Here is a 24,226-nt window from a genome sequence, read left to right as displayed (position 1 = left end):
GCAGCCGACCGTGATCGCAGGCGGCGGCCTAGAGCTCACGCCAGGTGAGGTAGACGCGCAGGTCGAACTCCAGCTGGTGGTAGCCGGGCAGCATGTGTTCGCAGAGCTGGTAGAAGGCCTTGGTATGGTCGCGTTCCTTCAAGTGGGCCAGCTCATGGACCAGGATCATCCGCAGGAACTCCGGCGCGGCCTCCTTGAACAGCGAGGCGACACGGATTTCCTTCTTGGCCTTGAGCTTGCCGCCCTGTACCCGCGAGATCGCCGTGTTCAGCCCGAGGGCCTTGTGCACCACGTCGAGCTTGTTGTCGTAGAGCACCTTGTCCGGTGCCGGGGCGTTGCGCAGGTGCTCCTGCTTGAGGGCCATGGCGTAGCTGTACAGCGCCTTGTCGCTCTGCACCTCGTGGCGGCCGGGATAGCGGCGCTCGAGGTATTCGCCCAGGCGGCCGGCCTCGATCATCCGCCCCACCTGGTCCTGCAGGTTGGCGGGGTAACCCCGGAGGTACTTGAGAGCGGTCATGGTGCGGCGGTCGGCTGTCGAAAAAGGCGACAGTCTACCCGACCGCGGCCGACCCCGTGCGCCGGAGCGACCGGCCGGCCAGACCGCCTGCGGCCCCCTGGCACAGCTCTCGGAGCGAGAGGGACAATGATTCCTTCATTTTTCTCCATACCACTCGTCGGATTTTTCCTCACCAGTATTCGGCCGGCGAACCGGACGGCTCCAAAAAACCGGCGCGCGCCGCCGAAAAATTCCCTTATCCATCAAGGACGGGCCTTTCCGACCATCTGCGGCATCCAGTCCAAGGCCAATAGCGCAATACTGGCCATCGCGAAAAAGATCAAAAATTTGACGCCAACGACATGACGACCAGTGACTGACAGGCACTCGGACAGGCCTTATAAAGCGCTTGCGAGACGGCCCCAAACGCCTTCGGACGACACGGCGGGCAACTGCCATCAGCAACCTTCACTTTTAGTTCGAGCGCAACTGGCCGGAACGCCGTCGCAGCGAAAAGCAGCGACGAGGATGCGCAGCGCCCGACTGAAAGTTCTTTCTGAGAACTCAGTCATGATCGACCTCTCCACCTGGAATCTCACCCTGCCCGTCGGCGAACCCGCCATCACCATCGAAACCCCGGCGCTGCTCGGCGGCTATCGGGACCAATTCTTCCAGCCCACCGCCGACAGCCTGTTCTTCTGGACGCCGGTCAATGGCTCCACCACCGCCAACGCCAGCTACCCGCGCACCGAACTGCGCGAGACCTACGCCGACGGCAGTCTGCGCAACTGGACCTACGCCGGCGCCGACAACGTGCTGAGCGCCAACCTGAGCGTCAGCCAGGTGCCTTCCACCGGGAAGGTCGTGATCGGCCAGATCCATGCCTATGGCAGCACCAGCCCGCTGATCAAGCTGGAGTACCAGTTCAAGACCAAGACCAACACCGCGAACATAGTCGCCAAGGTGCGCAACAATCCGAACGACGAAACCAGCACGGTGATCCCGCTGATCAGCGGCATTCCGCTGAACCAGCGCTTCAGCTACGTGATCGACCTGGCGCCCAATGGCCAGCTCAGCGTCATGGTCAACAGCAGCCTGTGGAGCCAGCAGCTGAGCTCGGAATGGGCGCCCAAGCCGCTGTACTTCAAGGCGGGGGTGTATGCCCAGGACAACACGGGATACGAGACCGAGGCGGGGGCGGCGACCTTCTACAACCTGAAGATCGAGCATCGGGGGTTGTAACCCTCACCCCCGGCCCCTCTCCCTGAAGGGCGAGGGGAGTTCATCCGCGCCGAGATGAGTGCTTGGCTCGACTTGACTCCGAGCTTGCCGGCGAACGCCGAAGCTTCAGGCGCGAGTCACCCCTCTCCTCTTCAGGGAGAGGGGTCGGGGGTGAGGGTGGCCGGCTCCAGGCACCGTGCCAATGCCTTAGCATCCGACAGCAGGCAAGGCTCACCCCCCAGATAACTCCGATAGACCCTCAGCAGGTCGTCCTCGCCGATCCGGCAGTTCCCCGCCGGGCACTGGCTGGCGAACTCGAAGCGTCCGGCCGGTGGATCGGCCAGGCGGATCTTCAGGGAAGGCCAGCCGGATGGCTTGGCCGCCGAAGGCGTGAACAGCCAGGGTCCCTTGCGCTGCACCAGGGCACCGCCGGCCTCGGCGTAATCGAAGACGAACAGCAGGGTGCGCGAGGTCTTGGTGGTGCAGTCGGTGCGGCCCTGGCACTGCTGCGGGTCGCTGGAAACCGGCTCCGGCGGCGGCGCGGGAGCCACCGGCGGCTGGCCGGCACAGCCCGCAAGCAGCAGGACGAAGCCCATCGACAGGGGCAGGCGCATCGGAAACTCCTTGTGCCGGATACGAAAGAGCCCCGCAGTGCGGGGCTCCTCGTACAGGCCGTGGGATCAGTTGACCTTGGCGGCCAGCTCGCCTTTGGCATAGCGCGCGAACATGCCATCCAGGGAGATCGGCTTGATCTTGGAGGCATTGCCGGCGGTGCCGAAGGCTTCGTAGCGGGCGATGCAGATGTCGCGCATGGCTTCGACGGTCTTGGCGAAGTATTTGCGCGGATCGAACTCGGCCGGGTTCTGGGCCATGAAGCGACGGATGGCACCGGTGGAAGCCAGGCGCAGGTCGGTATCGATGTTCACCTTGCGCACGCCGTGCTTGATGCCTTCGACGATTTCCTCGACCGGGACGCCGTAGGTTTCTTTGATGTCGCCACCGAACTCGTTGATGATCGCCAGCCAGTCCTGCGGAACCGAGGAGGAACCGTGCATCACCAGGTGGGTGTTGGGGATGCGCTTGTGGATTTCCTTGATGCGGTCGATGGCGAGGATGTCACCGGTCGGCGGCTTGGTGAACTTGTAGGCGCCGTGGCTGGTGCCGATGGCGATGGCGAGGGCATCGACCTGGGTCTTCTTGACGAAGTCAGCGGCCTCTTCCGGATCGGTCAGCATCTGGCTGTGGTCCAGGATGCCTTCGGCGCCGACGCCGTCTTCTTCACCGGCCTGGCCGGTTTCCAGGCTGCCCAGGCAGCCCAGCTCGCCTTCCACGGATACGCCGCAGGCGTGGGCGAAGGCAACGGTCTGCTGGGTCACGCGGACGTTGTAGTCATAGTCGGCCGGAGTCTTGCCGTCTTCACGCAGGGAGCCGTCCATCATCACCGAGGAGAAGCCCAGCTGGATGGAGCGCTGGCAGACGTCGGGGCTGGTGCCGTGGTCCTGGTGCATGCACACCGGGATGTGCGGGAATTCTTCGATGGCGGCCAGGATCAGGTGGCGCAGGAAGGGGGCGCCGGCGTATTTGCGGGCACCGGCGGAGGCCTGCACGATCACCGGGGAGTCGGTCTTGTCGGCCGCTTCCATGATGGCGCGCATCTGTTCCAGGTTGTTGACGTTGAAAGCCGGTACGCCGTAGCCGAATTCGGCGGCGTGGTCCAGCATCTGGCGCATGCTGATGAGTGCCATGGTGTTTCAGTCTCCCGAGTGGGTGGGCTGTCAAATTGCAAAGCCTGCCGCAGGGGCGGGCCGGGTTCAAGTTTTCGGGGAGGAGCGGTCATCCGCCTGCCCCGGGGAAAATAAATCTGCCTCAGAACCTGTTTACGGTTTCGCGAGCTAGAGAAGAGCAAGGCGAAAATGGCTGAGGAAGCGGAGTTTACAAGTTGTAAATGAGCATTCCGAAGCCATTTTCAACGCGGCTATTCCGACGCGCAGCAGATCGTAAACAGGTTCTCAAGGCGCCTTGCAGCCGCGGCCGATCAGGTCGTCGGTGGCCGCCCAGTAGACCAGGCCTTCGTCACCCTGGGTGTGGAAGGCCAGGTTGCCGTCGCTGAACAGCGCGCCGGAACCGGAAGGCTCCCGCTTCAGGCGGTGGACGATATCGCCGCCGCCCAGGCGCAGGTCGACGCTGTCCCTGCTCGCATCAGTGAAGCGCCAGAGCAGTTCCGCCTGGCTGTCGCAGACCCAGCGGGTCCAGTCGTCGCTGGGCCCCTCACGGCCGGCACAACCGGCCAGCAGCGCGAAACCCGCGAGGGCGAACAAGCCTTTCATCCCTACTCCTTGATGCGGCTGCGCCGCTCTTCCATCGTCAGGGGCAATGCCGCTCCCCTTGTCCATTTTCATCGCCGGGCGGTTCGCCGCTGCCTTGCGCTTCTATCCGCTGATCGTCCTGGCTGCCAGGAACAATGACCTGGGGCGGGCTGACCACCTCGCAGGTACTGGCGTGTCGGGCTCCGGAGCATCCCCAGAGCCCGGTGACCAGCACCAGCAGGATCGCAGCGTCATGCATGGCGGCCCCTCCTTATTGCAGGTCCTGGTAAAGGGACCACGAAGCGCCGCCAGGGTTTAGTGCGAATCCACTGGAGGTAGCGGCGCCTTAAGCCTTCGCGCGCTGTTCCAGCACTTCCACGGCCGGCAGTACCTTGCCCTCGACGAACTCGAGGAAGGCGCCACCGCCGGTGGAGATATAGGAAATCTGCTCGCCCACACCGTACTTGTCGATCGCCGCCAGGGTGTCGCCACCGCCGGCGATGGAGAAGGCCGGGCTCTCGGCGATGGCCAGGGCCAGGGCCTTGGTGCCGTTGCCGAACTGGTCGAACTCGAACACGCCCACCGGACCGTTCCAGAGGATGGTCTTGGAGGACTTCAGCAGCTCGGCGAACTGGGCGGCGGTCTGCGGGCCGATGTCGAGGATCATGTCGTCGTCGGCGACCTCGCTGATAGCCTTGACGGTGGCGGCAGCGCTTTCGGCGAATTCCCTGGCGACCACCACGTCCACCGGCAGCGGCACGCTGACCTTGGCGGCGATGGCCTTGGCGGTGTCCACCAGGTCGGCTTCATAGAGCGACTTGCCGACCTTGTAGCCAGCGGCGGCGAGGAAGGTGTTGGCGATGCCGCCGCCGACGATCAGCTGGTCGCAGATCTGGCTCAGGGAGTTCAGTACGTCCAGCTTGGTGGAGACCTTGGAACCGGCGACGATGGCGGCCATCGGGCGGGCCGGCTTGCCCAGGGCCTTGCCCAGTGCGTCCAGCTCGGCGGCCAGCAGCGGGCCGGCGGCGGCGACCTTGGCGAACTTGGCCACGCCGTGGGTGGAGCCCTCGGCACGGTGGGCGGTGCCGAAGGCGTCCATCACGAAGACGTCGCAGAGGGCGGCGTACTGCTGGGCCAGCTCATCGGCATTCTTCTTCTCGCCCTTGTTGAAGCGCACGTTCTCGAACAGCACCACCTGGCCAGGCTGCACATCCACGCCGCCCAGGTAGTCGGCCACCAGCGGCACTTCGCGGCCCAGGGCCTCGGACAGGTAGTCAGCCACCGGCTTCAGGCTGTTCTCTGCGGAGAACTCGCCCTCGGTGGGACGGCCCAGGTGGGAGCAGACCATTACCGCCGCGCCCTTCTCCAGTGCCAGCTTGATGGTCGGCAGGGAAGCGAGGATGCGCGCGTCACTTTTCACGACGCCGTCCTTCACCGGCACGTTGAGATCCTCGCGGATCAGCACGCGCTTACCCTGGAGGTCGAGGTCGATCATTTTCAACACGGTCATGAGGTCAGTCCTTCACGGGGGCTGGTTGTTAACGAGAAGCAGCGGAAACCCGCAGATAGTGGTCTGCGGTGTCGAGCATGCGGTTGGCGAAGCCCCATTCGTTGTCGAACCAGGCCAGCAGGTTGACCAGGCGCGGGCCGGACACGCGGGTCTGGCTGCCGTCGACAATCGCGGAATGGGGGTCGTGGTTGAAATCGCAGCTGGCGTGGGGCAGTTCGGTGTAGGCCAGGATCCCCTTGAGCGCGCCGTTCTCGGCGGCCTCCCGCAGCACGCGGTTGATTTCGGCAGCCGAGGTATCACGGGCGGTCTGCAAGGTGATGTCGAGGCAGGAGACGTTCACCGTGGGCACGCGGATGGCCTTGGCCTGGATGCGCCCGGTAAGTTCCGGCAGCAGGCGCTCGATGCCGCGGGCAAGGCCGGTGGACACCGGGATCACCGACTGGAAGGCCGAGCGGGTGCGGCGCAGGTCTTCGTGGTGGTAGGCGTCGATCACGGGCTGGTCGTTCATCGCCGAGTGGATGGTGGTAATGGAGACGTATTCCAGACCCACGGACTCGTTGAGAAGTTTCAGCAGGGGCACACCACAGTTGGTGGTACAGGAGGCGTTGGACACCAGTTTCTCGGCGCCGGTCAGGCTGTCCTGGTTGACCCCGAAGACCACGGTGGCATCGATATCCGCCTCGCCCCCCATGGGCTGGGAGAACAGCACCCGGGGCGCGCCGGCAGCGAGGAAGCGCTCGGCGTCCTGGCGATGGGTGTACTGGCCGGAACACTCCAGTACCAGGTCCACGCCCAGGGCGGCCCAGTCGATGCCTTCCGGCTCGGCGTGACGCAGCACCTTCACGCAGTCGCCATTGATATGCAGGCAATCGCCATCCACCCGCACCTCGCCGGGGAAGCGGCCGTGAGTGGAGTCGAAGCGGGTCAGGTACTCGATGCTGGCCTGATCGGCCAGGTCATTCAGCGCGACGATCTCGAAGCTCGCGCCGCCACTGCGCTCGTGAAGTGCGCGCAGCACGCAGCGGCCGATGCGGCCGTAGCCGTTGAGGGCGACTTTGAAGGGGCGATTGCTGGGCATGGGGCGCTCGCAGGGCTGGGGAAAGGAAACACCGTAGGAGCGAGCTTTGCTCGCTCCTACGGGTGGATCAGACGTCCAGCAGTTCTTCGGCGGTGGCGACGATATTGTCGACGGTGAAGCCGAAATGCTCGAACAGCGCGGCGGCCGGGGCCGACTCACCGAAGGTGGTCATGCCGATCACGCGGCCTTCCAGACCGACGTACTTGTACCAGAAGTCGGCATGGGCGGCCTCGATAGCGATGCGCGCACCGACCTGCACCGGCAGTACTTCCTGCTTGTAGGCAGCGTCCTGCTGGTCGAACAGGCTGGTGGACGGCATGGACACCACGCGCACCTTGCGGCCGGCGGCGCTGAGCTGCTCGAAGGCCTGCACGGCCAGGCCGACTTCGGAGCCGGTGGCGATCAGGATCAGCTCCGGCTCGCCATCGCTGTCCTTCAGCACATAACCACCGCGGGCGATGTTCGCCACCTGGGCGGCGTCGCGAGCCTGGTGGGGCAGGTTCTGGCGGGAGAAGATCAGTGCGCTCGGGCCGTCGTTGCGCTCGATGGAGGACTTCCAGGCCACGGCGGATTCCACCGCGTCGGCCGGACGCCAGGTGTTCAGGTTCGGGGTGCAGCGCAGGCTGGCCAGCTGCTCAACCGGCTGGTGAGTCGGGCCGTCTTCGCCCAGACCGATGGAGTCGTGGGTATAGACGAACAGCACGCGCTTCTTCATCAGGGCGGCCATGCGCACGGCGTTGCAGGCGTACTCCATGAACACCAGGAAGGTGGCGCCGTAGGGAATGAAGCCGCCGTGCAGGGCGATGCCGTTCATGATGGCGCTCATGCCGAACTCGCGAACGCCGTAGTACAGGTAGTTGCCGGAAGCGTCGGAGGCCGAAACGCCCTTGCAGCCCTTCCACAGGGTCAGGTTGGAGCCGGCCAGGTCAGCCGAGCCGCCGAGGAATTCCGGCAGCAGCGGGCCGAAGGCGTTCAGGGCGTTCTGGCTGGCCTTGCGGCTGGCGATGGTTTCGCCCTTGGCGGCGACTTCGGCGATGTAGGCGTCGGCCTTGGCGGAGAAGTCGGCTGGCAGCTGACCCTTGATGCGGCGCTGGAATTCGCCGGCCAGTTCCGGATGGGCGGCGGCGTAGGCGGCAAAACGCTCGTTCCACTCGGCTTCGCGGGCGGCGCCGGCGGCCTTGGCGTCCCATTCGGCGTAGATGTCGGCCGGGACTTCGAAGGGCGCGTGGTTCCAGCCCAGTGCGGCGCGGGTCAGGGCGATCTCGTCATTGCCCAGGGGAGCACCGTGGCACTCTTCCTTGCCCTGCTTGTTCGGCGAGCCGAAGCCGATCACGGTCTTGCAGCAGATCAGGGTCGGACGGTCGCTGGACTTGCGCGCGGTCTCGATGGCGGTCTTGATCTCGTCGGCATCGTGGCCGTCGACGTTGCGGATCACCTGCCAGCCGTAGGCTTCGAAGCGCTTCGGGGTGTCGTCGGTGAACCAGCCGTGGACTTCGCCGTCGATGGAGATGCCGTTGTCATCGTAGAAGGCGATCAGCTTGCCCAGGCCCAGGGTGCCGGCCAGGGCGCAGACTTCGTGGGAGATGCCTTCCATCATGCAGCCGTCGCCGAGGAACACGTAGGTGTTGTGGTCGACGATGGCGTGGCCTTCACGGTTGAACTGCGCGGACAGGGTCTTCTCGGCAATGGCGAAGCCGACGGCGTTGGCGATGCCCTGGCCCAGCGGACCGGTAGTGGTCTCGACGCCGGCGGTGTAGCCGTATTCCGGGTGGCCCGGGGTGCGGCTGTTCAGTTGGCGGAAGTTCTTCAGGTCTTCGATGGTGAGGTCGTAGCCGGTCAGGTGCAGCAGCGAGTAGTTCAGCATCGAACCGTGGCCGTTGGACAGCACGAAGCGGTCGCGGTTGGGCCACTCGGGGTTGTTCGGGTTGTGCTGCAGGTAATCCCGCCAGAGCACTTCGGCGATATCGGCCATCCCCATGGGGGCGCCGGGGTGGCCGCTGTTGGCTTTCTGCACCGCATCCATGCTCAGGGCACGAATGGCATTGGCACGCTCACGACGGCTGGGCATCGCTTATCTCCTGCAGGTCTGAATAGACGGCTAATCGAAAAAAGGCCGCTATTTTCGCCCAGCCGGGAGGTCGCGGGCAATCACAGATGGTCGCAGTTTCACCGGTCAGTTGTGCGAAAGCCCTGCCGACCGCCGATCAGCCAATATCAAAACTTTTTGATATTGGCATTGCGACGCCGGGAGACGGGGACTAGACTGCGCGCCCTATGAGCCTGCGCGTACCCCAGATCCGTCATGACGACAGCGACGAGCTGGCCGCCCTGTGCAAGGCCGGCGGAGACCCGCTGCGGCTGTACGTGCTGCGGGCGCTGGCCAACGACTCCTTCGGCGTGCTGGAACTGGCGCAGATCTTCGCCACCGGCCAGTCAGGCATGAGCCACCACCTCAAGGTGCTGGCCCAGGCAGGCCTGGTGGCCACCCGGCGCGAGGGCAACGCGATCTTCTACCGCCGCTCCCTGGCGCAGAACGAGCGAGTTGGCGGCATGTTGCACGCGGCCCTGCTGGCCGAGGTGGACGACCTCGCGCTGCCGGCGGAGATCGACGCCCGCATCGCCGAAGTCCATGCCCAGCGCGAAGCGGTCAGCCGCGACTACTTCGCCCGCGCGGCGGAAAAATTCCAGGCGCAGCAGGACCTGATCGCAGGATTGCCGCAATACCGTGACAGCGTGTTGGCGGTGCTCGATGCCCTGGACTTCGACACCGGCGCCACAGCACTGGAAGTCGGCCCGGGCGATGGCGGATTCCTGCCGGAGCTGGCACGGCGCTTTGCCCGCGTCACCGCACTGGACAACAGCGCGGCGATGCTGGAGCTGGCACGGATGCGCTGTAATGCGGAAGGCCTCGGCAACGTCGAGCTGCGACTGGCCGATGCCCTGAATGACGAGCAGGCGGCTGCCGACTGCGTGGTGCTGAACATGGTCCTGCACCATTTCGCCGCGCCGGCCGATGCGATGAAACAATTGGCCCAGCGGGTGCTGCCGGGAGGCAGCCTGCTGGTGACCGAGTTGTGCAGCCACAACCAGAGTTGGGCCAGGGAGGCCTGCGGCGATCTATGGTTGGGCTTCGAACAGGACGACCTGGCCCGTTGGGCCAATGCCGCGGGGCTCACGCCCGGCGAGAGCCTCTACATTGGCTTGCGAAACGGCTTTCAGATTCAGGTTAGGCACTTCGCCAAACCGGATTCACGAAGCGAACTCACCCACCGGTAACTAATAGGAAAACCGATAGATGAGCGAATATTCCCTGTTTACCTCCGAATCCGTGTCCGAAGGCCATCCGGACAAGATCGCCGACCAGATTTCCGATGCCGTCCTCGACGCCATCATCGCCCAGGACAAGCACGCCCGCGTCGCCTGCGAAACCCTGGTCAAGACCGGTGTCGCCATCATCGCCGGTGAAGTCACCACCTCCGCCTGGGTCGACCTGGAAGAGCTGGTGCGCAAGGTCATCATCGACATCGGCTACAACAGCTCCGACGTCGGCTTCGACGGTGCCACCTGCGGCATCCTCAACATCATTGGCAAGCAGTCCCCCGACATCAACCAGGGTGTGGACCGCGCCAAGCCGGAAGACCAGGGCGCCGGCGACCAGGGCCTGATGTTCGGCTACGCCAGCAACGAAACCGACGTGCTGATGCCCGCTCCGATCTGCTTCTCCCACCGTCTGGTGGAGCGCCAGGCCGAAGCCCGCAAGTCCGGCCTGCTGCCGTGGCTGCGCCCGGACGCCAAGAGCCAGGTCACCTGCCGCTACGAGAACGGCAAGGTCGTCGGCATCGACGCCATCGTGCTGTCCACCCAGCACAACCCCGACGTGAAGTACTCCGACCTGCGCGAAGGCGTGATGGAGCTGATCGTCAAGCACGCGATCCCAGCCGAACTGCTGCACAAGGACACCCAGTTCCACATCAACCCGACCGGCACCTTCGTGATCGGCGGCCCGGTGGGCGACTGCGGCCTGACCGGTCGCAAGATCATCGTCGACACCTACGGCGGCATGGCCCGCCACGGCGGCGGCGCCTTCTCCGGCAAGGACCCGTCCAAGGTGGACCGTTCCGCCGCCTACGCCGGCCGCTACGTGGCCAAGAACATCGTCGCCGCGGGCTTGGCCGAGCGTTGCGAGATCCAGGTGTCCTACGCCATCGGCGTAGCCCTGCCGACCTCCATCTCGATCAACACCTTCGGCACCGGCAAGATCAGCGACGACAAGATCGTCCAACTGGTCCGCGAGCACTTCGACCTGCGCCCGTACGCCATCACCCGGATGCTCGACCTGCTGCACCCGATGTACCAGCCGACCGCGGCCTACGGCCACTTCGGTCGCAATCCTTTCGAGATGACCTACGGTGACGACACCTTCACCGCGTTCACCTGGGAAAGGACCGACAAGGCCGAAGCCCTGCGCGCCGCCGCTGGCCTGTAAGCCCTGACGAAATGCATAAAGCCCCGCCCAGTGCGGGGCTTTTTGTTGGCGCGACGAAGGCCCCGTAGGATGGGTTGAGCGTAGCGATACCCATCGCCCCACACTCAGCAGCGCCCGAACGGACAACCGGTTCGGCACGCGCCCACAAGCCGGAATACTAGAGTGGTCGCCTCCCCGACGAGCAAGGAGGCTCGCCATGCACCACTGGATTGCCCTGCCCTTTCTCTGCGTCGCCCTCCCCGCCCTGGCCGATGGCTGCCCCGACTGGCCAGCGGGCCGCGCCAGCACCGAACTGGCCGCCCTCGACAGCCGCATCGCCGAATGGGACCGGGCCTATCACGCCCAGGGCCGCTCGACAGTGGACGACGAACTCTATGATCAGGCCCGCGCCCGCCTGGAAGAGTTGCGCGCCTGCTTCCCCGAGGCTGCGCCGCCGGTTCGCGACCCACTGGCGACCAGCCATGGCAAAGTCCGCCACCCCGTGGCTCAGACCGGCCTGGACAAGCTGCGGGACATCGACGACCTGCGCCGCTGGCTGGGCCAGCGGCGCGACCTCTGGGTCCAGCCCAAGGTAGATGGTGTCGCCGTCACCCTGGTCTACCGGCAGGGGCGACTGGTGCAGGCCATCAGCCGCGGCGACGGCAGCCAGGGGCAGGACTGGACCCGTCAGACCCGGCGCATCGCAGCCATTCCCCAGGACCTGCCCGGTATCGGCGATGGCGTGCTGCAAGGGGAACTCTACTGGCGGCTGGACGCCCATGTGCAGGCCAGCCAGGGCGGCCGGGGCGCCCGCGGCAAGGTGGCCGGGCTGCTCAATCGCCAGGAGCTGGCCACGGACGATGCCGCCGGCATCGGCCTCTTCGTCTGGGACTGGCCGGACGGGCCCGATCGAATGGACGAGCGTCTGCAGGGCCTGCAAGCCATGGGCTTCACCAGCGCCGCCGAGATGACGCGGCCAGTGCAGAGTGCCGAGGACATCGCGGCCTGGCGCCAACACTGGTACCGCTCCCCCCTGCCCTTCGCCAGCGACGGCATCGTCGTTCGCCAAAGCCGACGACCGGCCGCGCGGCAATGGAGGGCAGAGCCGCCGAACTGGGCCGTGGCCTGGAAATACCCCTTCGCCAAGGCGCTGGCGGAAGTTCGCGCGGTGGAGTTCAAGGTGGGCCGCACCGGCCGGGTCACGCCCTTGCTGCGCCTGGCGCCGGTGGAGCTGGACGGCCGGCGCATCCAGCGCATCGGCCTGGGCTCCGTCGAGCGCTGGCGGAGCCTGGATATCCGCCCCGGCGACCAGGTGGCCATCGCCCTGGCCGGCCTCACCATTCCGCGACTGGACTCGGTGGTCGTGCGCGCCAGCCAACGTCCCGAAGTGGAAGCACCAGCGCCGGACCGGTATCACGCCCTCAGCTGCTTCCGCCCCGTCGACGGCTGCACGGAGCAATTCCTCGCCCGCCTGGCCTGGCTGAGCGGCCCCAAGGGGCTGGCCTTGAAGGGCGTAGGCCGCGGCACCTGGGCTCGCCTGGAATTGGACGGACTGCTGGAGTGGCTGGAACTGGATGCCCGGACGCTGACGCAAAGACCGGGCATAGGCGACCGCCGGGCGGAGCAACTGGTGCAGCGCTTCGACGAAGCCCGCCGCCGGCCGTTCGGCCAGTGGCTGCGGGCACTGGGTATTCCGACGACGACTCCAGCCGCCCTGGAGGGCGACTGGGCGTCACTGAGCCGGCGGACATTGGCGGACTGGCAGGCACTGGCCGGCATCGGCCCGGCGCGGGCCGGCCAGCTCAGGGGATTCTTCCAGCACCCGGAAGTCCGCGAACTGGCCGAGCGGCTCAGCACCGAAGGGGTGGAGGGATTCGTCGCGCCTCAGTAGGCGCGGAACTCCTGACGTTTCCTACGAGCGCGCGGGGCGGGGCGCAATGGTACGGCGATATACGCCTCCCCTAGGATTCCCTTCCCAGGGCAGCCGGCACATGGGCTGCGACCGAATCCGTTCCCGCCGGGCACCGCGCCCGGCCTCACGAGCACTGGAAGAAAGGCGTCTTGCCGTTCAAGCGGTCTTATACAGACTGCCACTCAACAAGTTGTCAGTTGACAACCAAACAACTCATTCACACACTGGAAACAACTCGATGAGCCGATCCACCCACTCCAAGAAGGAGGTCGAAGAGGCGCTGAGACATGCCGAATCGCAAGGGTGGCGAGTTGTGGAAGGTGGCGGCCACTGCTGGGGAAAAATGTATTGTCCATACAACGACAAGGAGTGCCGATGCGGTGAGTTCTGCATCACCAGCATCTGGAGCACACCCAGGAACCCAGGCAATTTTGCCAAAGCCATCCGGCGTGCAGTGGATAACTGCACCACCCACCGTAAAGAGCAAGCAGCCAAGGTGAAACAGGCTGAAGCGGAGGAATAGTGATGGACTACATCTTTACCCTGAAGTACCAACTGACCGCTGATGATCAGGATATGGATGCGCTGGTCGAACGTCTGGGTGGGACCGGCTGTGATGATGCCCTGGTTGGGATTGGACAGCCTGGCCGGCTGGCCTTGGAGTTCACTCGTGAAGCCTCCTGTGCAGAGGACGCAGTGAAAAGTGCGCTGGCAAATGTGCGCGAAGCCCTGCCAGCGGCAGTGCTTATCGAGGTGACCCCCGACCTGGTTGGCTTGACCGATGCTGCAGAGATCGTCGGCATGACTCGCCAGAACATGCGCAAGCTCATGCTGGCCAATGCAACCAGCTTCCCAGCCCCCGTTCATGAAGGCTCAACCGTACTTTGGCACCTGGCCGACATCCTGGCCTGGATGCAGAAGCGAGGCATCTATGCCCTGGCCCCGGATCTGGTGGAGGTCTCCGAGATTGCCATGCAGGTCAATGTTGCCAAGGAGCAGCAGCGCCTGGCGAAAAAGCCAACCTTCGAGCCGGGTGTACTGGCGTGGTAGACGAAACCTCTGCGTCAGGCTTCTGGAGCCGCTAGAAGACCGGCTTTCCGCCAGCGATCCGGCGGATCTCATGCCCGCCGGCGCAACCCAACCTGCTCGACGCGCACCTCAGTAGGCGCGGAACTCCTTGTGGCAGGCCTCGCAGCTGTCCTCCACCTTCTGCACCAGGGGGGCGACACCCTGGGCGTTCAGCGGACGGGTCTGAACGGCGCTGGCCAACTGGCCCGTGCTGGCTTCCAGCTCGCGCACCAGTTGCTGGAAGCGCTCCTGGCGCTGCCAGACTTCGTCGCGCGCGGCGCTGTCGGAGTCGCCTTCCTGAACCTGGGGGAAATGCTGCCAGGGCTGGCGGGAAAGCTGGTCGAGCTTGGTGGCACCGCTGGCGAAACGCTGCTCGTCGAAACTGATGCGGCCGCGCAGCATGCCACCGAGGTCCTCGCTGGTACGCAGCATGTCCTTGAAGATCGCCTGGCGCTTGCCCAGCGGCGAATTGGGGTCCACGCCACCGCAAGCGGCGAGACCAATGCAGGCGGCGAGGATCAGAAGCTTCTTGGCATTCATCGGGAAATCACGGGTAGGACTGAAGGCGCGCGACAGTATCCGCACCTGCCAGGAAAATACCAAGCCTGGCGACAGTTTGTCGCACGCCGGCAAAAGGCCGCCGAAGCGCTCAAGCCCGCGCCTCAAGGGCGTTCGACGGGCCTCGGCGCAAGAATGGAGAAACCGACGGGCTGCGCCGGCAGCCCCCGGATCAGCCCGACGGCGACTCGTCCTTCAAGCGGTCCTTGCTGTAGGTGATCTCGGTCTTGCCGTGGGGCGACGGCAGGCCATCCTCGCCCATGTTCACGAAGACCATCTTGTCGATGGTGAGGATGCTCTTGCGGGTGATCTTGTTGCGCACTTCGCAGCGCAGGGTGATGGACGTGCGGCCGAAATCGGTGGCGGTGATCCCCAGCTCGATGATGTCGCTCTGGCGCGCCGAACTGACGAAGTTGATCTCGGAGATGAACTTGGTCACCACGCGCTGGTTGCCGAGCTGGACGATGGCGTAGATCGCAGCCTCCTCGTCTATCCACTTCAACAGGCTGCCGCCGAACAGGGTGCCATTGGGGTTGAGGTCTTCGGGCTTGATCCACTTGCGCGTATGGAAATTCATGCAGCGTCCTCCGGGTCTGGAATGCCGCGCATCATGCCCTTCCGGGTACCGCTTGTCGCGGCAAGGCTTTCAATGGGCACCATAGGCAACCGGCCGGGCGACGGAAAACCTTGGGCTTGCCCACCGGCGCCGCTATAATCCGCAGGTTTTTCAAACGGCCGGCGCAGTCCGACCGTTCCCGCCACCCGTCCGAGGGGCGCTGCAGCACGTGGTGCCTGTTTCGAATCTTGCGAACCTCAGAGTATTTCTGTGGCACTCGACCCGATTCGAATCAGGCTCCGCCTGTCAGGCTCGGAAGGGGCGTAGACCCGGTCGGTACCCATCCGATCGACAAACGCATCAACGGCGCCCATTCGCACACTACGAATGGAGACTCATACATGAGCGCTGTCATGACGCCTGCCGATTTCAAAGACTTCAAGGTCGCCGACATTTCCCTGGCCGCCTGGGGCCGCCGCGAGCTGATCATCGCCGAATCCGAGATGCCCGCCCTGATGGGCCTGCGCCGCAAATACGCCGGCCAGCAGCCTTTGCGCGGTGCGAAGATCCTCGGCTGCATCCACATGACCATCCAGACCGGCGTGCTCATCGAGACCCTGACCGCCCTGGGCGCCGAAGTGCGCTGGTCGTCCTGCAACATCTTCTCCACCCAGGACCAGGCCGCCGCCGCCATCGCCGCCGCCGGCATCCCGGTGTTCGCCTGGAAAGGCGAGACCGAGCAGGAGTACGAGTGGTGCATCGAGCAGACCATCCTCAAGGACGGCCAGCCCTGGGACGCCAACATGGTGCTGGACGACGGCGGTGACCTGACCGAGATCCTGCACAAGAAATACCCGCAGATGCTGGAGAAGATCCACGGCATCACCGAGGAAACCACCACCGGCGTGCACCGCCTGCTCGACATGCTCAAGGCCGGCACCCTGAAAGTCCCGGCGATCAACGTCAACGACTCGGTGACCAAGAGCAAGAACGACAACAAGTACGGCTGCCGCCACAGCCTGAACGACGCCATCAAGCGCGGCACCGACCACCTGCTGTCCGGCAAGCAGGCCCTGGTGATCGGCTACGGCGACGTGGGCAAGGGCTCGGCCCAGTCCCTGCGCCAGGAAGGCATGATCGTGAAGGTCTCCGAAGTCGACCCGATCTGCGCCATGCAGGCCTGCATGGACGGCTTCGAAGTCGTTTCCCCGTACAAGAACGGCCTGAACGACGGCACCGAAGCCAGCGTTGACGCCGCACTGCTGGGCAAGATCGACCTGATCGTCACCACCACCGGCAACGTCAACGTCTGCGACGCCAACATGCTCAAGGCACTGAAGAAGCGCGCCGTTGTCTGCAACATCGGCCACTTCGACAACGAGATCGACACCGCCTTCATGCGCAAGACCTGGGCCTGGGAAGAGGTGAAGCCGCAGGTGCACAAGATCCACCGCACCGGCAACGACGGTTTCGACCCGCTCAATGACGACTACCTGATCCTGCTGGCCGAAGGCCGCCTGGTGAACCTGGGCAACGCCACCGGCCACCCGAGCCGGATCATGGACGGTTCCTTCGCCAACCAGGTGCTGGCGCAGATCCACCTCTTCGAGCGGAAGTTCGCCGATCTGCCGGCCACCGAGAAGGCCCAGCGCCTGAGCGTGGAAGTACTGCCGAAGAAACTGGACGAAGAAGTGGCGCTGGAGATGGTCAAGGGCTTCGGCGGCGTGGTCACCCAGCTGACCAAGCCGCAGGCCGACTACATCGGCGTGACCGTGGAAGGCCCCTTCAAGCCGGACACCTACCGCTACTAACTGCAGCCCCAAGCTTCAAGCCGCAAGCTGCAAGTCGAGCCAGTCTCACTTGCAGCTTGAAGCTTGCCGCTTGCCGCTGAGAAGGAAATCTTCTCCATGTCGCAAGAACGCCGTTACAGCTTCGAGTTCTTCCCCGCCAAGACCGAAGCCGGCCACGAAAAACTCCTGGCCACCGCCCGCAACCTGGCCAACTACCAGCCAGATTTCTTTTCCTGCACCTACGGTGCCGGCGGCTCCACCCGTGACCGTACCCTGCAGACCGTGCTGCAACTGGACGGCGAGGTGAAGGTCCCCACCGCACCGCACCTGTCCTGCGTCGGCGACAGCAAGGCCGAACTGCGTGCCCTGCTGGCCCATTACAAGGACGCCGGCATCCAGCGCATCGTCGCCCTGCGCGGCGACCTGCCGTCGGGCATGGGCATGGCCAGTGGCGAACTGCGCTTCGCCAACGAACTGGTGGAGTTCATCCGCGCGGAAACCGGCGACCACTTCCACATCGAAGTCGCCGCCTACCCGGAAGTGCACCCTCAGGCGCGCAGCTACGAAGCCGACCTCGCCAACTTCATACGCAAGGTAAAGGCCGGCGCCAGCAGCGCCATCACCCAGTACTTCTTCAACGCCGACAGCTACTTCTACTTCGTCGAGCGCGTACGCAAGCTGGGCGTGGACATTCCCGTGGTACCGGGCATCATGCCGATCACCAACTACAGCAAGCTGGCACGTTTCTCCGACGCCTGCGGCGCGGAAATCCCGCGCTGGGTCCGCAAGCAGCTGGAGGCCTACGCCGATGACGTGCAGAGCATCCAGGCCTTCGGCGAGCAGATGGTCACCGAGATGTGCGAACGCCTGCTCCAGGGCGGTGCCCCGGGCCTGCACTTCTACACCCTGAACCAGGCCGAACCCAGCCTGGCGATCTGGAAAAACCTCAACCTCCCGCGTTGAGATTCGGTACAAGGCGAAAGGCCGGGTATCCCCCGGCCTTTTCTTTTTCCTTGTTGCGTCGCAACCGTTGAGCGCTGCAAGGGCTGTACATTGCCGCGGAACTGTTATACTCCGCGCTCCCGTCAGGCATACGCCCGGATGTTGGCCCACCTCTTTGGCCAGCAGGACCGGTCGGGCTCGCGTGCCATCGCCGCGATTCGAGCCAGACGGATCACCCTATCGGGCCAGCCCCTTAGAACTACACAGGATCTCCCATGTCCTTTGCTTCCCTCGGTCTCTCCGAGGCATTGGTCGGCGCCGTCGAAGCTGCCGGCTACGCCCAGCCCACTCCCGTGCAACAGCGGGCCATCCCCGCCGTGTTGCAAGGTCGCGACCTGATGGTTGCGGCACAGACTGGCACCGGCAAGACCGCCGGTTTCGCGCTGCCCGTTCTGGAACGCCTGTTCCCCAACGGACACCCCGACAAACCGCACCGCCACGGCCCACGCCAGGCCCGCGTGCTGGTGCTGACCCCGACCCGCGAGCTGGCAGCCCAGGTGCATGACAGCTTCAGGCTCTATGCCCGCGACCTGAACCTGGTCAGCGCCTGCATCTTCGGCGGTGTCGGCATGAATCCCCAGGTACAGGCCCTGTCCAAGGGACTGGACCTGCTGGTGGCCTGCCCCGGCCGCCTGCTCGACCTGGCCGGCCAGGGCGCCGTCGACCTTTCCCATGTGGAAATCCTCGTGCTCGACGAAGCCGACCGGATGCTCGACATGGGCTTCATCCACGACGTGAAGAAGGTCCTCGCCAGGCTGCCGTCCAAGCGCCAGAACCTGCTGTTCTCGGCGACCTTCTCGAAAGACATCGTCGACCTCGCCAACAAGCTGCTGCACGATCCCGAACGCATCGAAGTGACCCCGCCGAACACCACGGTGGAGCGCATCGAGCAGCGCGTGTTCCGTCTCCCCGCCAGCCACAAGCGCGCCCTGCTGGCGCACCTGGTCACGGTCGGCGCCTGGGAGCAGGTGCTGGTCTTCACCCGTACCAAGCATGGCGCCAACCGCCTGGCCGAGTACCTGACCAAGCACGGCCTGGCCGCCGCCGCGATCCACGGCAACAAGAGCCAGAATGCGCGCACCAAGGCACTGGCGGACTTCAAGGCCAACGACGTGCGTATCCTGGTCGCCACCGACATCGCCGCCCGTGGCCTGGACATCGACCAGTTGCCCCACGTGGTCAACTTCGAGCTGCCCAATGTCGAGGAAGACTATGTGCACCGCATCGGCCGTACCGGCCGGGCCGGCCGCAGCGGCGAAGCCATCTCCCTGGTGGCGCCGGATGAGGAGAAGCTGCTCAAGGCCATCGAACGCCTGACCAAGCAGCAGATCCCGACCGGCGATACCCAAGGCTTCGACCCGGCCACCGTCGAGGCCGAGCGCCCCGAAGCCCGCCCGCCGCGCCCCGAGCGCCAGCCGCGCGCCGACAAGCCCAAGCGCGAGGCCAAGGCCGCCGCGCCCCAGGCCCGGCCGTCGAGCGAAGCCAAGGAAGCGCAGGAAGCTGCGGAAGGCGCCGAAGCCAAGCCACGCAAGAGCCGCAACCGCCGCCGCGGCAAGGGCAAGGGCCAAGGCCAGGAGCCGGGCCAGGAGGCCGCCGATCAGCGCCAGCCACAGCAGCCCAGGCAGCCGAAGCAACCGAAACAGGCACGTCCGCCGCAGCCGGCTCCGGAGCGCGATCCGGAAGAGTTCCTCGATGACGATGTCGATAACTTCGGTAATCGTGCCGACTACGTGAGCCCGTACCCGCCCAAGGGGCAGCCTCAGGGCCGCAACCAGCGCCGTGGCGGCCAGGGTCAGGGGCAAGGCCAGCGCCAACAGGGTCAAGGCCAGGGTCAAGGCCGTGGCGGTCAGGAACGTGGTCAAGGCGGCAGCCAGGGCAAGAAACAAGGTAGCCAGAAACAAGGCGGCGGCCAGAAGCAGGGCCAGCAACGCCAGGGCAAGGCCGCCAAGGGCCGTGGCAATGGTCCGCGCCGTGACGATCAACTGGTGTCCCGTGGCCGCGACGAGCCGGCCGTGCAGGACCCGCGCGCCAGCAAGCCGGCGCCGAAGATCATCATGAAAGAGTCCCGCGCCGACCGTTTCCCGACACCCGAGCAACTGGACGAACTGCAACAGCAGGCCCGTCCGCGCGGCGAGAAACCGGCATTGCTGACCCGCAATCGCTGAGTCTCATCCGCCCATGGAAACGCCGGCCTCGTGCCGGCGTTTTCGTTGCTGGCCAGCGGATTTCGCGAATGGATTCGCGTCCTGACACCGTAGGGTGGGCTTCAGCCCACCGGCTTGCGACCCGCGGTTGAAGCCCTCCCCCGCGCCGCTCTGCCAAGGCGGGAATGCGCACTCAGGAACGTACGCCCTCGAAGGAGATGATCAACTGGACTTCCTGTGAAGCCGGGCCGAGATCCTTCTGGATGTCGAAGTCCTTCAGCTTGATGGTGGCGGTGCCTTCGAAGCCGGCGCGGTAGCCACCCCACGGGTCATCACCCTCGCCAACGAACCTGGCCTGGATCACCAACGGTTTGGTGACGCCGTTCAGGGTCAGATTGCCGGTCACGTCGGCAGTGCCCTGGCCGGTGGACTTGACCGAGGTGGACTCGAAGGTGGCGGTGGGGTACTTGCTTGCGTGGAGGAGTACGCCCTTGATGTGCTTGTCGCGCTCGGCGTGGTTGGTGTCGACGCTGGCAGTCTTCAGGGTGACCTTGATCCTGCTCGCCTCGGGGTGTTTGTCGTCAAAGCTGAATGATCCGTCGAAGTCCTTGAACGTGCCGTAGATGTAGCTGTAGCCCAGGTGCCCGACCTTGAAGTTGACGAATGCGTGCTGACCTTCCCTGTCGATCACGTAATCGGCAGCCATGACCTGGCCGGCGAACAGCGCGGCGCCGAGGGCCAGCGCAGTGAAGGTTTTCTTCAGCATTGGTCAATCCCCTTGTAGATCTGTGAGAGATCCTGCGTAGACCTGGTTGATCGTCTGAATAGCTCTTTCAGATTTCCAGAGAAGATCTACTGCGTGCCCATTCACCCTGGATTGAGCGCGCAGCTGGCCCGCCCAGCAATTTCTCCTGATTTGACACTGCCGATGCCGAGATATTCCAGGGCTCGCAACGCATGGCGTCGCGACCCCGGAGCCTTGCCCAGTGGGCCGGGATTGCCCTGCGACGGATCGACCGCAGGCGCAGCCATCTCTCTGGTGGCGCCGGATGGAGGCGAGCGGCTGAAGGCTATCGAACGCCCGGGCCGGACAGCAAAACGCCGGCTGGAAGCCGGCGTTTTGCTGGAGCGGGAAAGCGTCCTCAGGAACGCACACCCTCGAAGGAGATGATCAGCTGGGCTTCCTGGGAAGCCGGGCCGAGGTCCTTCTGGATGTCGAAGTCCTTCAGCTTGATGGTGGTGGCGCCTTTGAAGCCGGCGCGGTAGCCGCCCCAGGGGTCGTTGCCTTCACCCACGAACTTGGCCTGGATCACCACCGGCTTGGTGACGCCGTTCAGGGTCAGGTTGCCGGTCACGTCGGCAGTGTCCTGGCCGGTGGACTTCACCGAGGTGGACTCGAAGGTGGCGATCGGGTTCTTGCTGGCGTTGAGGAAGTCGGCGCTCCTGATGTGCTTGTCACGCTCGGCGTGGTTGGTGTCCACGCTGGCGGTCTTCAGGGTCACTTTGATCTTGCTGGCCTCGGGGTTCTTCTCGTCGAAGCTGAAGGCGCCGTCGAACTCCTTGAAGGTGCCGTAGATGTAGCTGTAGCCCATGTGGCCGATCTCGAAATTGACGAAGGCATGCTGGCCTTGCTTGTCGATCACGTAGTCGGCGGCCATGGCCTGGCCGGCGAAGAGCGCGGTACCGAGGGTCAGCGCAGCGAAGGTTTTCTTCAGCATCGGTGAATCTCCTTGTTGAGAGGTTGCAGCTTTATTTGGCGGCGCGGCCGAGCATGCGGGTCAGGGTCGCGTCGCGATCGATGAAATGGTGCTTGAGGGCGGCCAGGGCGTGGATGCCGGCGAAGATCAGCAGGCCCCAGGCGAGGTATTCATGGATGACGCCGGCAACATCTTCCTGGTCGGGAATGGCGGTCAGGGTGGCCGGGACCTCGAACAGGCCGAACACCTCGATGCCACGGCCTTCCGCGGTGGAGATCAGGTAACCGGAGATCATCAGGGCGAACAGCCCGACATAGAGCACCAGGTGGCCCAGCTTGGAACCCAGGCGGGTCATCGGGCCGTGGTTGGGCAGGGCCGGCGGCGGCGGGCTGATGAAACGCCACGCCAAGCGCGCCAGCATCACCAGGAAGAGCAGGATGCCGACGCCTTTATGGATATCCGGGGCTGCCTTGTACCAGCTGCTGTAGTAGTCCAGCCCGACCATCCACAGGCCCAGGGCGAACAGGCAGAAGAAGACCAGGGCCACCCCCCAGTGCAGGAAAATGCTGACCAGACCGAAACGGGACGGGGAGTTACGCCATTGCATGAAGAACATCCTTGAGGGAACGCAGGCTTTGTATACAGGGCCGCTAGAGGTTATCGACAAATCTATCGAATTAAAGCGGAATTTTTCGCTTTGAAATATCGAGTAATACGATCTTTATAACAATCGGGACTTTGCAGGAATTTGGCGATGAAAAGCCCTGAAAATCCGTAAGATGTGGCCGAATGGCGCAGCGGAGGGGCCGACGGCGAAGTGGTTCGCCGCCGGAGGGTGACTCAGTTGAACAGGCGGGAGAAGAAACCTTTCTTCTCTTCCTTGGTGGACACCTTGGGCGCCGCCTCGGGCTTGGCTTCGGCGACGGCTTCCAGCGGGCCGACGGCCTTGCCGGCCTTGAGGTCGATGACCTGGCTGGCGGCGCGCTGGCCGCTGCGCAGGGCGCCTTCCAGGGTGCCCGGATAGAGCGCATCGGTGTGCTCGCCGGCGAACACCACGCGGCCCAGGGGCTGCTCCCAGAGGCGCCAGTAGAGGCTGATCTCGCCCGGCCCGTAGGCCAGGTAGGCGCCACCGGCCAGGGCATCCTTGCCGTAGCGGCGCACTTCGAAGCCCTTGAACTGCTCGCGGGCGCCCGGATACAGCTTGTCGAAGCGGATCAGCACCTGGTCGACCATCTGCCGGTCACCGAAGGCCTGCAGCAGGCGCGCGTTATCGCCGGAAATGTTGATCAGCAGGTTGGCGCCCCCCTTGAGCGCCGGCTCGACCCAGAGCATGCCCAGGCCCTGGTCACTGTAGACCTCGCCCGAAAGACGGCTCTTGCCCCAGACCGGCTTCTTGAACTGCAGCAGCATCTGGTCGCGCCAGCCATAGTTGATGTCCTTCAGGGCGCGCAATTGCAGGGCGGTGAGGGACGGCGTCAGGCTGATCTTGCCGAGTGCCGGCAGCGGCACGGCGAGCACCACGTAGTCGGCGCTGTAGCCGGTGCCGCCGACCTTCACGGTGACACCGTCCTTCTCCTGGACGATGGCCGAGACGCGGGCGTTGGTCTTGATGGTCTTCAGTTGCTTGGCCATGGCCTGGGTCAGGCCCTGGCTGCCGCCGGGCAGCCGTGCGGCGCGCATCTCGGTATCCGGCAGGCCGCGATAGACGCGGGCCTGCTGGGCCAGGTAGAGCAGCGACAGGCGCGAGGGTTCGTCATAGCGCGAGCGGATACGCTGGTCCACCAGAGCCTTGGCGGTGGGCGACAGGTTCAGTTTTTCCAGCCAGCGGGCGACGCTGATGGAATCGAGCGTCTGCAGGGTGTTGTTGGCCAGCGGCTTGAGCGGGTCGTCGATGGAGGCAGCCAGGTCGTCCAGGCTCTTGTCGAAACGCTTCAGGCCCTCGACCGTGCTGGGCGCTTCCTTGAGCAGGTCGGCCGCGGAGAAGTAGCGGCCGCCCACCAGGTAACCCGGGGTGCGCACGTAGTCCGGCGCCGGCACGGCCTTGAGCTTGAACTGGTCGAGATAGCGATAGAGCGCCGGCTGCAGCTTGGCGCTGCCGACCCACTCGCTGGTGGCCAGGCCCGAGCGCCCGCCGATGCTCGGCTTGGCCTCCAGCAGGGTGACCTGCCAACCCTTCTGCTGCAGCTCGTAGGCCGAGGTCAGGCCGGCCATGCCGCCGCCGATGACGATGGCCGTCGGCTGCTTGTCCTTGGCCAGCGCCGTCGCGCTGAGCCCCCCCACTATGATCAGCGCCAAGGCGCGCCAGGCTGCAGGCATGAAGATTCCCCCGGTGAAGCAGCGTCGTTCGAAATTGGCGCGCAGGATACGCGAGCCCCGACAGCCGGGCCAGACGTGCCGTCCGGGCCGAAGCGGGCGTCCTGCTT

General features: G+C 65.0%; 23 protein-coding genes, 1 pseudogene and 1 riboswitch. Of the genes and pseudogenes, 10 read left to right on the top strand and 14 right to left on the bottom strand.

Translation table 11 applies throughout. The features are described from left to right. Positions 1–28 precede the first annotated feature (28 nt). On the bottom strand, positions 29–517 hold the full coding sequence (locus tag ACFW0H_RS07435) for a YgjP-like metallopeptidase domain-containing protein (RefSeq protein ID WP_422913253.1): 489 nt from the start codon (positions 515–517) through the stop codon (positions 29–31). 126 nt (positions 518–643) lie between these two features. Here ACFW0H_RS07435 and ACFW0H_RS07430 point away from each other — a divergent pair, with 126 nt between their 5' ends. Then, positions 644–862, top strand: a complete 219-nt coding sequence (locus ACFW0H_RS07430; RefSeq protein WP_422913252.1) for a hypothetical protein — start codon at positions 644–646, stop codon at positions 860–862. A 204-nt stretch (positions 863–1,066) separates the two neighbouring features. Then, on the top strand, positions 1,067–1,738 hold the full coding sequence (locus ACFW0H_RS07425; RefSeq protein WP_422913251.1) for a polysaccharide lyase family 7 protein: 672 nt from the start codon (positions 1,067–1,069) through the stop codon (positions 1,736–1,738). 131 nt (positions 1,739–1,869) lie between these two features. On the opposite strand, the gene ACFW0H_RS07420 is transcribed toward ACFW0H_RS07425, so the two are convergent. From ACFW0H_RS07420 to tkt, 7 genes are all read right to left on the bottom strand, one after another. Continuing rightward, complete coding sequence (locus tag ACFW0H_RS07420; RefSeq protein ID WP_422913250.1) at positions 1,870–2,331, bottom strand: hypothetical protein; 462 nt, start codon at positions 2,329–2,331, stop codon at positions 1,870–1,872. 66 nt (positions 2,332–2,397) lie between these two features. Continuing rightward, the gene (gene fba / locus ACFW0H_RS07415; RefSeq protein ID WP_422913249.1) at positions 2,398–3,462 is read right to left on the bottom strand and encodes a class II fructose-bisphosphate aldolase; all 1,065 of its coding nucleotides are present in this window, start codon (positions 3,460–3,462) and stop codon (positions 2,398–2,400) included. A 264-nt stretch (positions 3,463–3,726) separates the two neighbouring features. Beyond that, positions 3,727–4,044 carry an MliC family protein gene (locus tag ACFW0H_RS07410; RefSeq protein WP_422913248.1) on the bottom strand — a complete coding sequence of 106 codons (318 nt, stop codon included), beginning with the start codon at positions 4,042–4,044 and terminating at the stop codon, positions 3,727–3,729. A 37-nt stretch (positions 4,045–4,081) separates the two neighbouring features. Continuing rightward, positions 4,082–4,282 carry a hypothetical protein gene (locus tag ACFW0H_RS07405; protein ID WP_422913247.1) on the bottom strand — a complete coding sequence of 67 codons (201 nt, stop codon included), beginning with the start codon at positions 4,280–4,282 and terminating at the stop codon, positions 4,082–4,084. Between the two features lie 87 nt (positions 4,283–4,369). Continuing rightward, positions 4,370–5,533, bottom strand: a complete 1,164-nt coding sequence (locus ACFW0H_RS07400) for a phosphoglycerate kinase (protein ID WP_422913246.1) — start codon at positions 5,531–5,533, stop codon at positions 4,370–4,372. Positions 5,534–5,561: 28 nt separating this feature from the next. Beyond that, positions 5,562–6,611, bottom strand: a complete 1,050-nt coding sequence (epd, locus tag ACFW0H_RS07395; RefSeq protein ID WP_422913245.1) for an erythrose-4-phosphate dehydrogenase — start codon at positions 6,609–6,611, stop codon at positions 5,562–5,564. Positions 6,612–6,678: 67 nt separating this feature from the next. Further along, a complete protein-coding gene (tkt, locus tag ACFW0H_RS07390) occupies positions 6,679–8,679 on the bottom strand; it encodes a transketolase (RefSeq protein WP_422913244.1) in 2,001 nt (666 codons plus the stop codon). A 206-nt stretch (positions 8,680–8,885) separates the two neighbouring features. On the opposite strand from tkt, the gene ACFW0H_RS07385 reads away from it, so the two are divergent. The 5 genes from ACFW0H_RS07385 to ACFW0H_RS07365 all read left to right on the top strand — a co-directional run bounded on the left by ACFW0H_RS07385 (position 8,886) and on the right by ACFW0H_RS07365 (position 14,038). Next, a complete protein-coding gene (locus ACFW0H_RS07385) occupies positions 8,886–9,887 on the top strand; it encodes an ArsR/SmtB family transcription factor (RefSeq protein ID WP_422913243.1) in 1,002 nt (333 codons plus the stop codon). A gap of 19 nt (positions 9,888–9,906) precedes the next feature. Beyond that, entirely contained in the window at positions 9,907–11,097 is a 1,191-nt protein-coding gene (gene metK / locus ACFW0H_RS07380) for a methionine adenosyltransferase (protein WP_422913242.1), read from the top strand. A gap of 196 nt (positions 11,098–11,293) precedes the next feature. Continuing rightward, on the top strand, positions 11,294–12,967 hold the full coding sequence (gene ligB / locus ACFW0H_RS07375) for an NAD-dependent DNA ligase LigB (RefSeq protein ID WP_422913241.1): 1,674 nt from the start codon (positions 11,294–11,296) through the stop codon (positions 12,965–12,967). Between the two features lie 259 nt (positions 12,968–13,226). Further along, on the top strand, positions 13,227–13,511 hold the full coding sequence (locus ACFW0H_RS07370; RefSeq protein WP_422913240.1) for a hypothetical protein: 285 nt from the start codon (positions 13,227–13,229) through the stop codon (positions 13,509–13,511). Positions 13,512–13,513: 2 nt separating this feature from the next. Then, positions 13,514–14,038: a helix-turn-helix transcriptional regulator gene (locus ACFW0H_RS07365; RefSeq protein WP_422913239.1), complete on the top strand. Its 525-nt coding sequence runs from the start codon at positions 13,514–13,516 to the stop codon at positions 14,036–14,038. 108 nt (positions 14,039–14,146) lie between these two features. Here the strand turns inward: ACFW0H_RS07365 and ACFW0H_RS07360 are convergent, their stop codons facing one another. Beyond that, positions 14,147–14,596, bottom strand: a complete 450-nt coding sequence (locus tag ACFW0H_RS07360; RefSeq protein WP_422913238.1) for a c-type cytochrome — start codon at positions 14,594–14,596, stop codon at positions 14,147–14,149. 190 nt (positions 14,597–14,786) lie between these two features. Next, complete coding sequence (locus ACFW0H_RS07355; protein WP_422913237.1) at positions 14,787–15,191, bottom strand: acyl-CoA thioesterase; 405 nt, start codon at positions 15,189–15,191, stop codon at positions 14,787–14,789. Positions 15,192–15,376: 185 nt separating this feature from the next. Then, a riboswitch (S-adenosyl-L-homocysteine riboswitch) is annotated at positions 15,377–15,549 on the top strand. Between the two features lie 22 nt (positions 15,550–15,571). On the opposite strand from ACFW0H_RS07355, the gene ahcY reads away from it, so the two are divergent. The 3 genes from ahcY (at position 15,572) to ACFW0H_RS07340 (ending at position 20,127) form a co-directional block, all read left to right on the top strand. Then, positions 15,572–16,981 (top strand): adenosylhomocysteinase, encoded by a 1,410-nt coding sequence (gene ahcY, locus ACFW0H_RS07350; RefSeq protein ID WP_422913236.1) that lies wholly within the window; start codon positions 15,572–15,574, stop codon positions 16,979–16,981. A gap of 96 nt (positions 16,982–17,077) precedes the next feature. Further along, complete coding sequence (gene metF, locus ACFW0H_RS07345) at positions 17,078–17,923, top strand: methylenetetrahydrofolate reductase [NAD(P)H] (RefSeq protein ID WP_422913235.1); 846 nt, start codon at positions 17,078–17,080, stop codon at positions 17,921–17,923. A gap of 254 nt (positions 17,924–18,177) precedes the next feature. Further along, complete coding sequence (locus ACFW0H_RS07340) at positions 18,178–20,127, top strand: DEAD/DEAH box helicase (RefSeq protein ID WP_422913234.1); 1,950 nt, start codon at positions 18,178–18,180, stop codon at positions 20,125–20,127. A 172-nt stretch (positions 20,128–20,299) separates the two neighbouring features. On the opposite strand, the gene ACFW0H_RS07335 is transcribed toward ACFW0H_RS07340, so the two are convergent. The 4 genes and pseudogenes from ACFW0H_RS07335 to ACFW0H_RS07320 all read right to left on the bottom strand — a co-directional run. Next, positions 20,300–20,872 carry a YceI family protein gene (locus ACFW0H_RS07335; RefSeq protein WP_422913233.1) on the bottom strand — a complete coding sequence of 191 codons (573 nt, stop codon included), beginning with the start codon at positions 20,870–20,872 and terminating at the stop codon, positions 20,300–20,302. 376 nt (positions 20,873–21,248) lie between these two features. Next, the gene (locus ACFW0H_RS07330; RefSeq protein ID WP_422913232.1) at positions 21,249–21,824 is read right to left on the bottom strand and encodes a YceI family protein; all 576 of its coding nucleotides are present in this window, start codon (positions 21,822–21,824) and stop codon (positions 21,249–21,251) included. A 31-nt stretch (positions 21,825–21,855) separates the two neighbouring features. Continuing rightward, a complete protein-coding gene (locus tag ACFW0H_RS07325) occupies positions 21,856–22,410 on the bottom strand; it encodes a cytochrome b (RefSeq protein WP_422913231.1) in 555 nt (184 codons plus the stop codon). A gap of 239 nt (positions 22,411–22,649) precedes the next feature. Further along, positions 22,650–24,119, bottom strand: a pseudogene (locus ACFW0H_RS07320) (flavin monoamine oxidase family protein); the annotation flags it as partial. Positions 24,120–24,226 lie beyond the last annotated feature (107 nt).

It is taken from the genome of Metapseudomonas cellulosilytica, assembly GCF_049334135.1.
Taxonomy (GTDB): Bacteria; Pseudomonadota; Gammaproteobacteria; order Pseudomonadales; family Pseudomonadaceae; genus Metapseudomonas.
Note: the sequence above shows the minus strand (reverse complement) of the source record. Positions and strands in the feature narration are given on the sequence as shown.

Coding starts and splice junctions, on each gene's coding strand:
- ACFW0H_RS07435 (WP_422913253.1), bottom strand. CDS start 517: ATGACCGCTCTCAAGTACCTCCGGGGTTACCCCGCCAACCTGCAGGAC.
- ACFW0H_RS07430 (WP_422913252.1), top strand. CDS start 644: ATGATTCCTTCATTTTTCTCCATACCACTCGTCGGATTTTTCCTCACC.
- ACFW0H_RS07425 (WP_422913251.1), top strand. CDS start 1,067: ATGATCGACCTCTCCACCTGGAATCTCACCCTGCCCGTCGGCGAACCC.
- ACFW0H_RS07420 (WP_422913250.1), bottom strand. CDS start 2,331: ATGCGCCTGCCCCTGTCGATGGGCTTCGTCCTGCTGCTTGCGGGCTGT.
- fba (WP_422913249.1), bottom strand. CDS start 3,462: ATGGCACTCATCAGCATGCGCCAGATGCTGGACCACGCCGCCGAATTC.
- ACFW0H_RS07410 (WP_422913248.1), bottom strand. CDS start 4,044: ATGAAAGGCTTGTTCGCCCTCGCGGGTTTCGCGCTGCTGGCCGGTTGT.
- ACFW0H_RS07405 (WP_422913247.1), bottom strand. CDS start 4,282: ATGCATGACGCTGCGATCCTGCTGGTGCTGGTCACCGGGCTCTGGGGA.
- ACFW0H_RS07400 (WP_422913246.1), bottom strand. CDS start 5,533: ATGACCGTGTTGAAAATGATCGACCTCGACCTCCAGGGTAAGCGCGTG.
- epd (WP_422913245.1), bottom strand. CDS start 6,611: ATGCCCAGCAATCGCCCCTTCAAAGTCGCCCTCAACGGCTACGGCCGC.
- tkt (WP_422913244.1), bottom strand. CDS start 8,679: ATGCCCAGCCGTCGTGAGCGTGCCAATGCCATTCGTGCCCTGAGCATG.
- ACFW0H_RS07385 (WP_422913243.1), top strand. CDS start 8,886: ATGAGCCTGCGCGTACCCCAGATCCGTCATGACGACAGCGACGAGCTG.
- metK (WP_422913242.1), top strand. CDS start 9,907: ATGAGCGAATATTCCCTGTTTACCTCCGAATCCGTGTCCGAAGGCCAT.
- ligB (WP_422913241.1), top strand. CDS start 11,294: ATGCACCACTGGATTGCCCTGCCCTTTCTCTGCGTCGCCCTCCCCGCC.
- ACFW0H_RS07370 (WP_422913240.1), top strand. CDS start 13,227: ATGAGCCGATCCACCCACTCCAAGAAGGAGGTCGAAGAGGCGCTGAGA.
- ACFW0H_RS07365 (WP_422913239.1), top strand. CDS start 13,514: ATGGACTACATCTTTACCCTGAAGTACCAACTGACCGCTGATGATCAG.
- ACFW0H_RS07360 (WP_422913238.1), bottom strand. CDS start 14,596: ATGAATGCCAAGAAGCTTCTGATCCTCGCCGCCTGCATTGGTCTCGCC.
- ACFW0H_RS07355 (WP_422913237.1), bottom strand. CDS start 15,191: ATGAATTTCCATACGCGCAAGTGGATCAAGCCCGAAGACCTCAACCCC.
- ahcY (WP_422913236.1), top strand. CDS start 15,572: ATGAGCGCTGTCATGACGCCTGCCGATTTCAAAGACTTCAAGGTCGCC.
- metF (WP_422913235.1), top strand. CDS start 17,078: ATGTCGCAAGAACGCCGTTACAGCTTCGAGTTCTTCCCCGCCAAGACC.
- ACFW0H_RS07340 (WP_422913234.1), top strand. CDS start 18,178: ATGTCCTTTGCTTCCCTCGGTCTCTCCGAGGCATTGGTCGGCGCCGTC.
- ACFW0H_RS07335 (WP_422913233.1), bottom strand. CDS start 20,872: ATGCTGAAGAAAACCTTCACTGCGCTGGCCCTCGGCGCCGCGCTGTTC.
- ACFW0H_RS07330 (WP_422913232.1), bottom strand. CDS start 21,824: ATGCTGAAGAAAACCTTCGCTGCGCTGACCCTCGGTACCGCGCTCTTC.
- ACFW0H_RS07325 (WP_422913231.1), bottom strand. CDS start 22,410: ATGCAATGGCGTAACTCCCCGTCCCGTTTCGGTCTGGTCAGCATTTTC.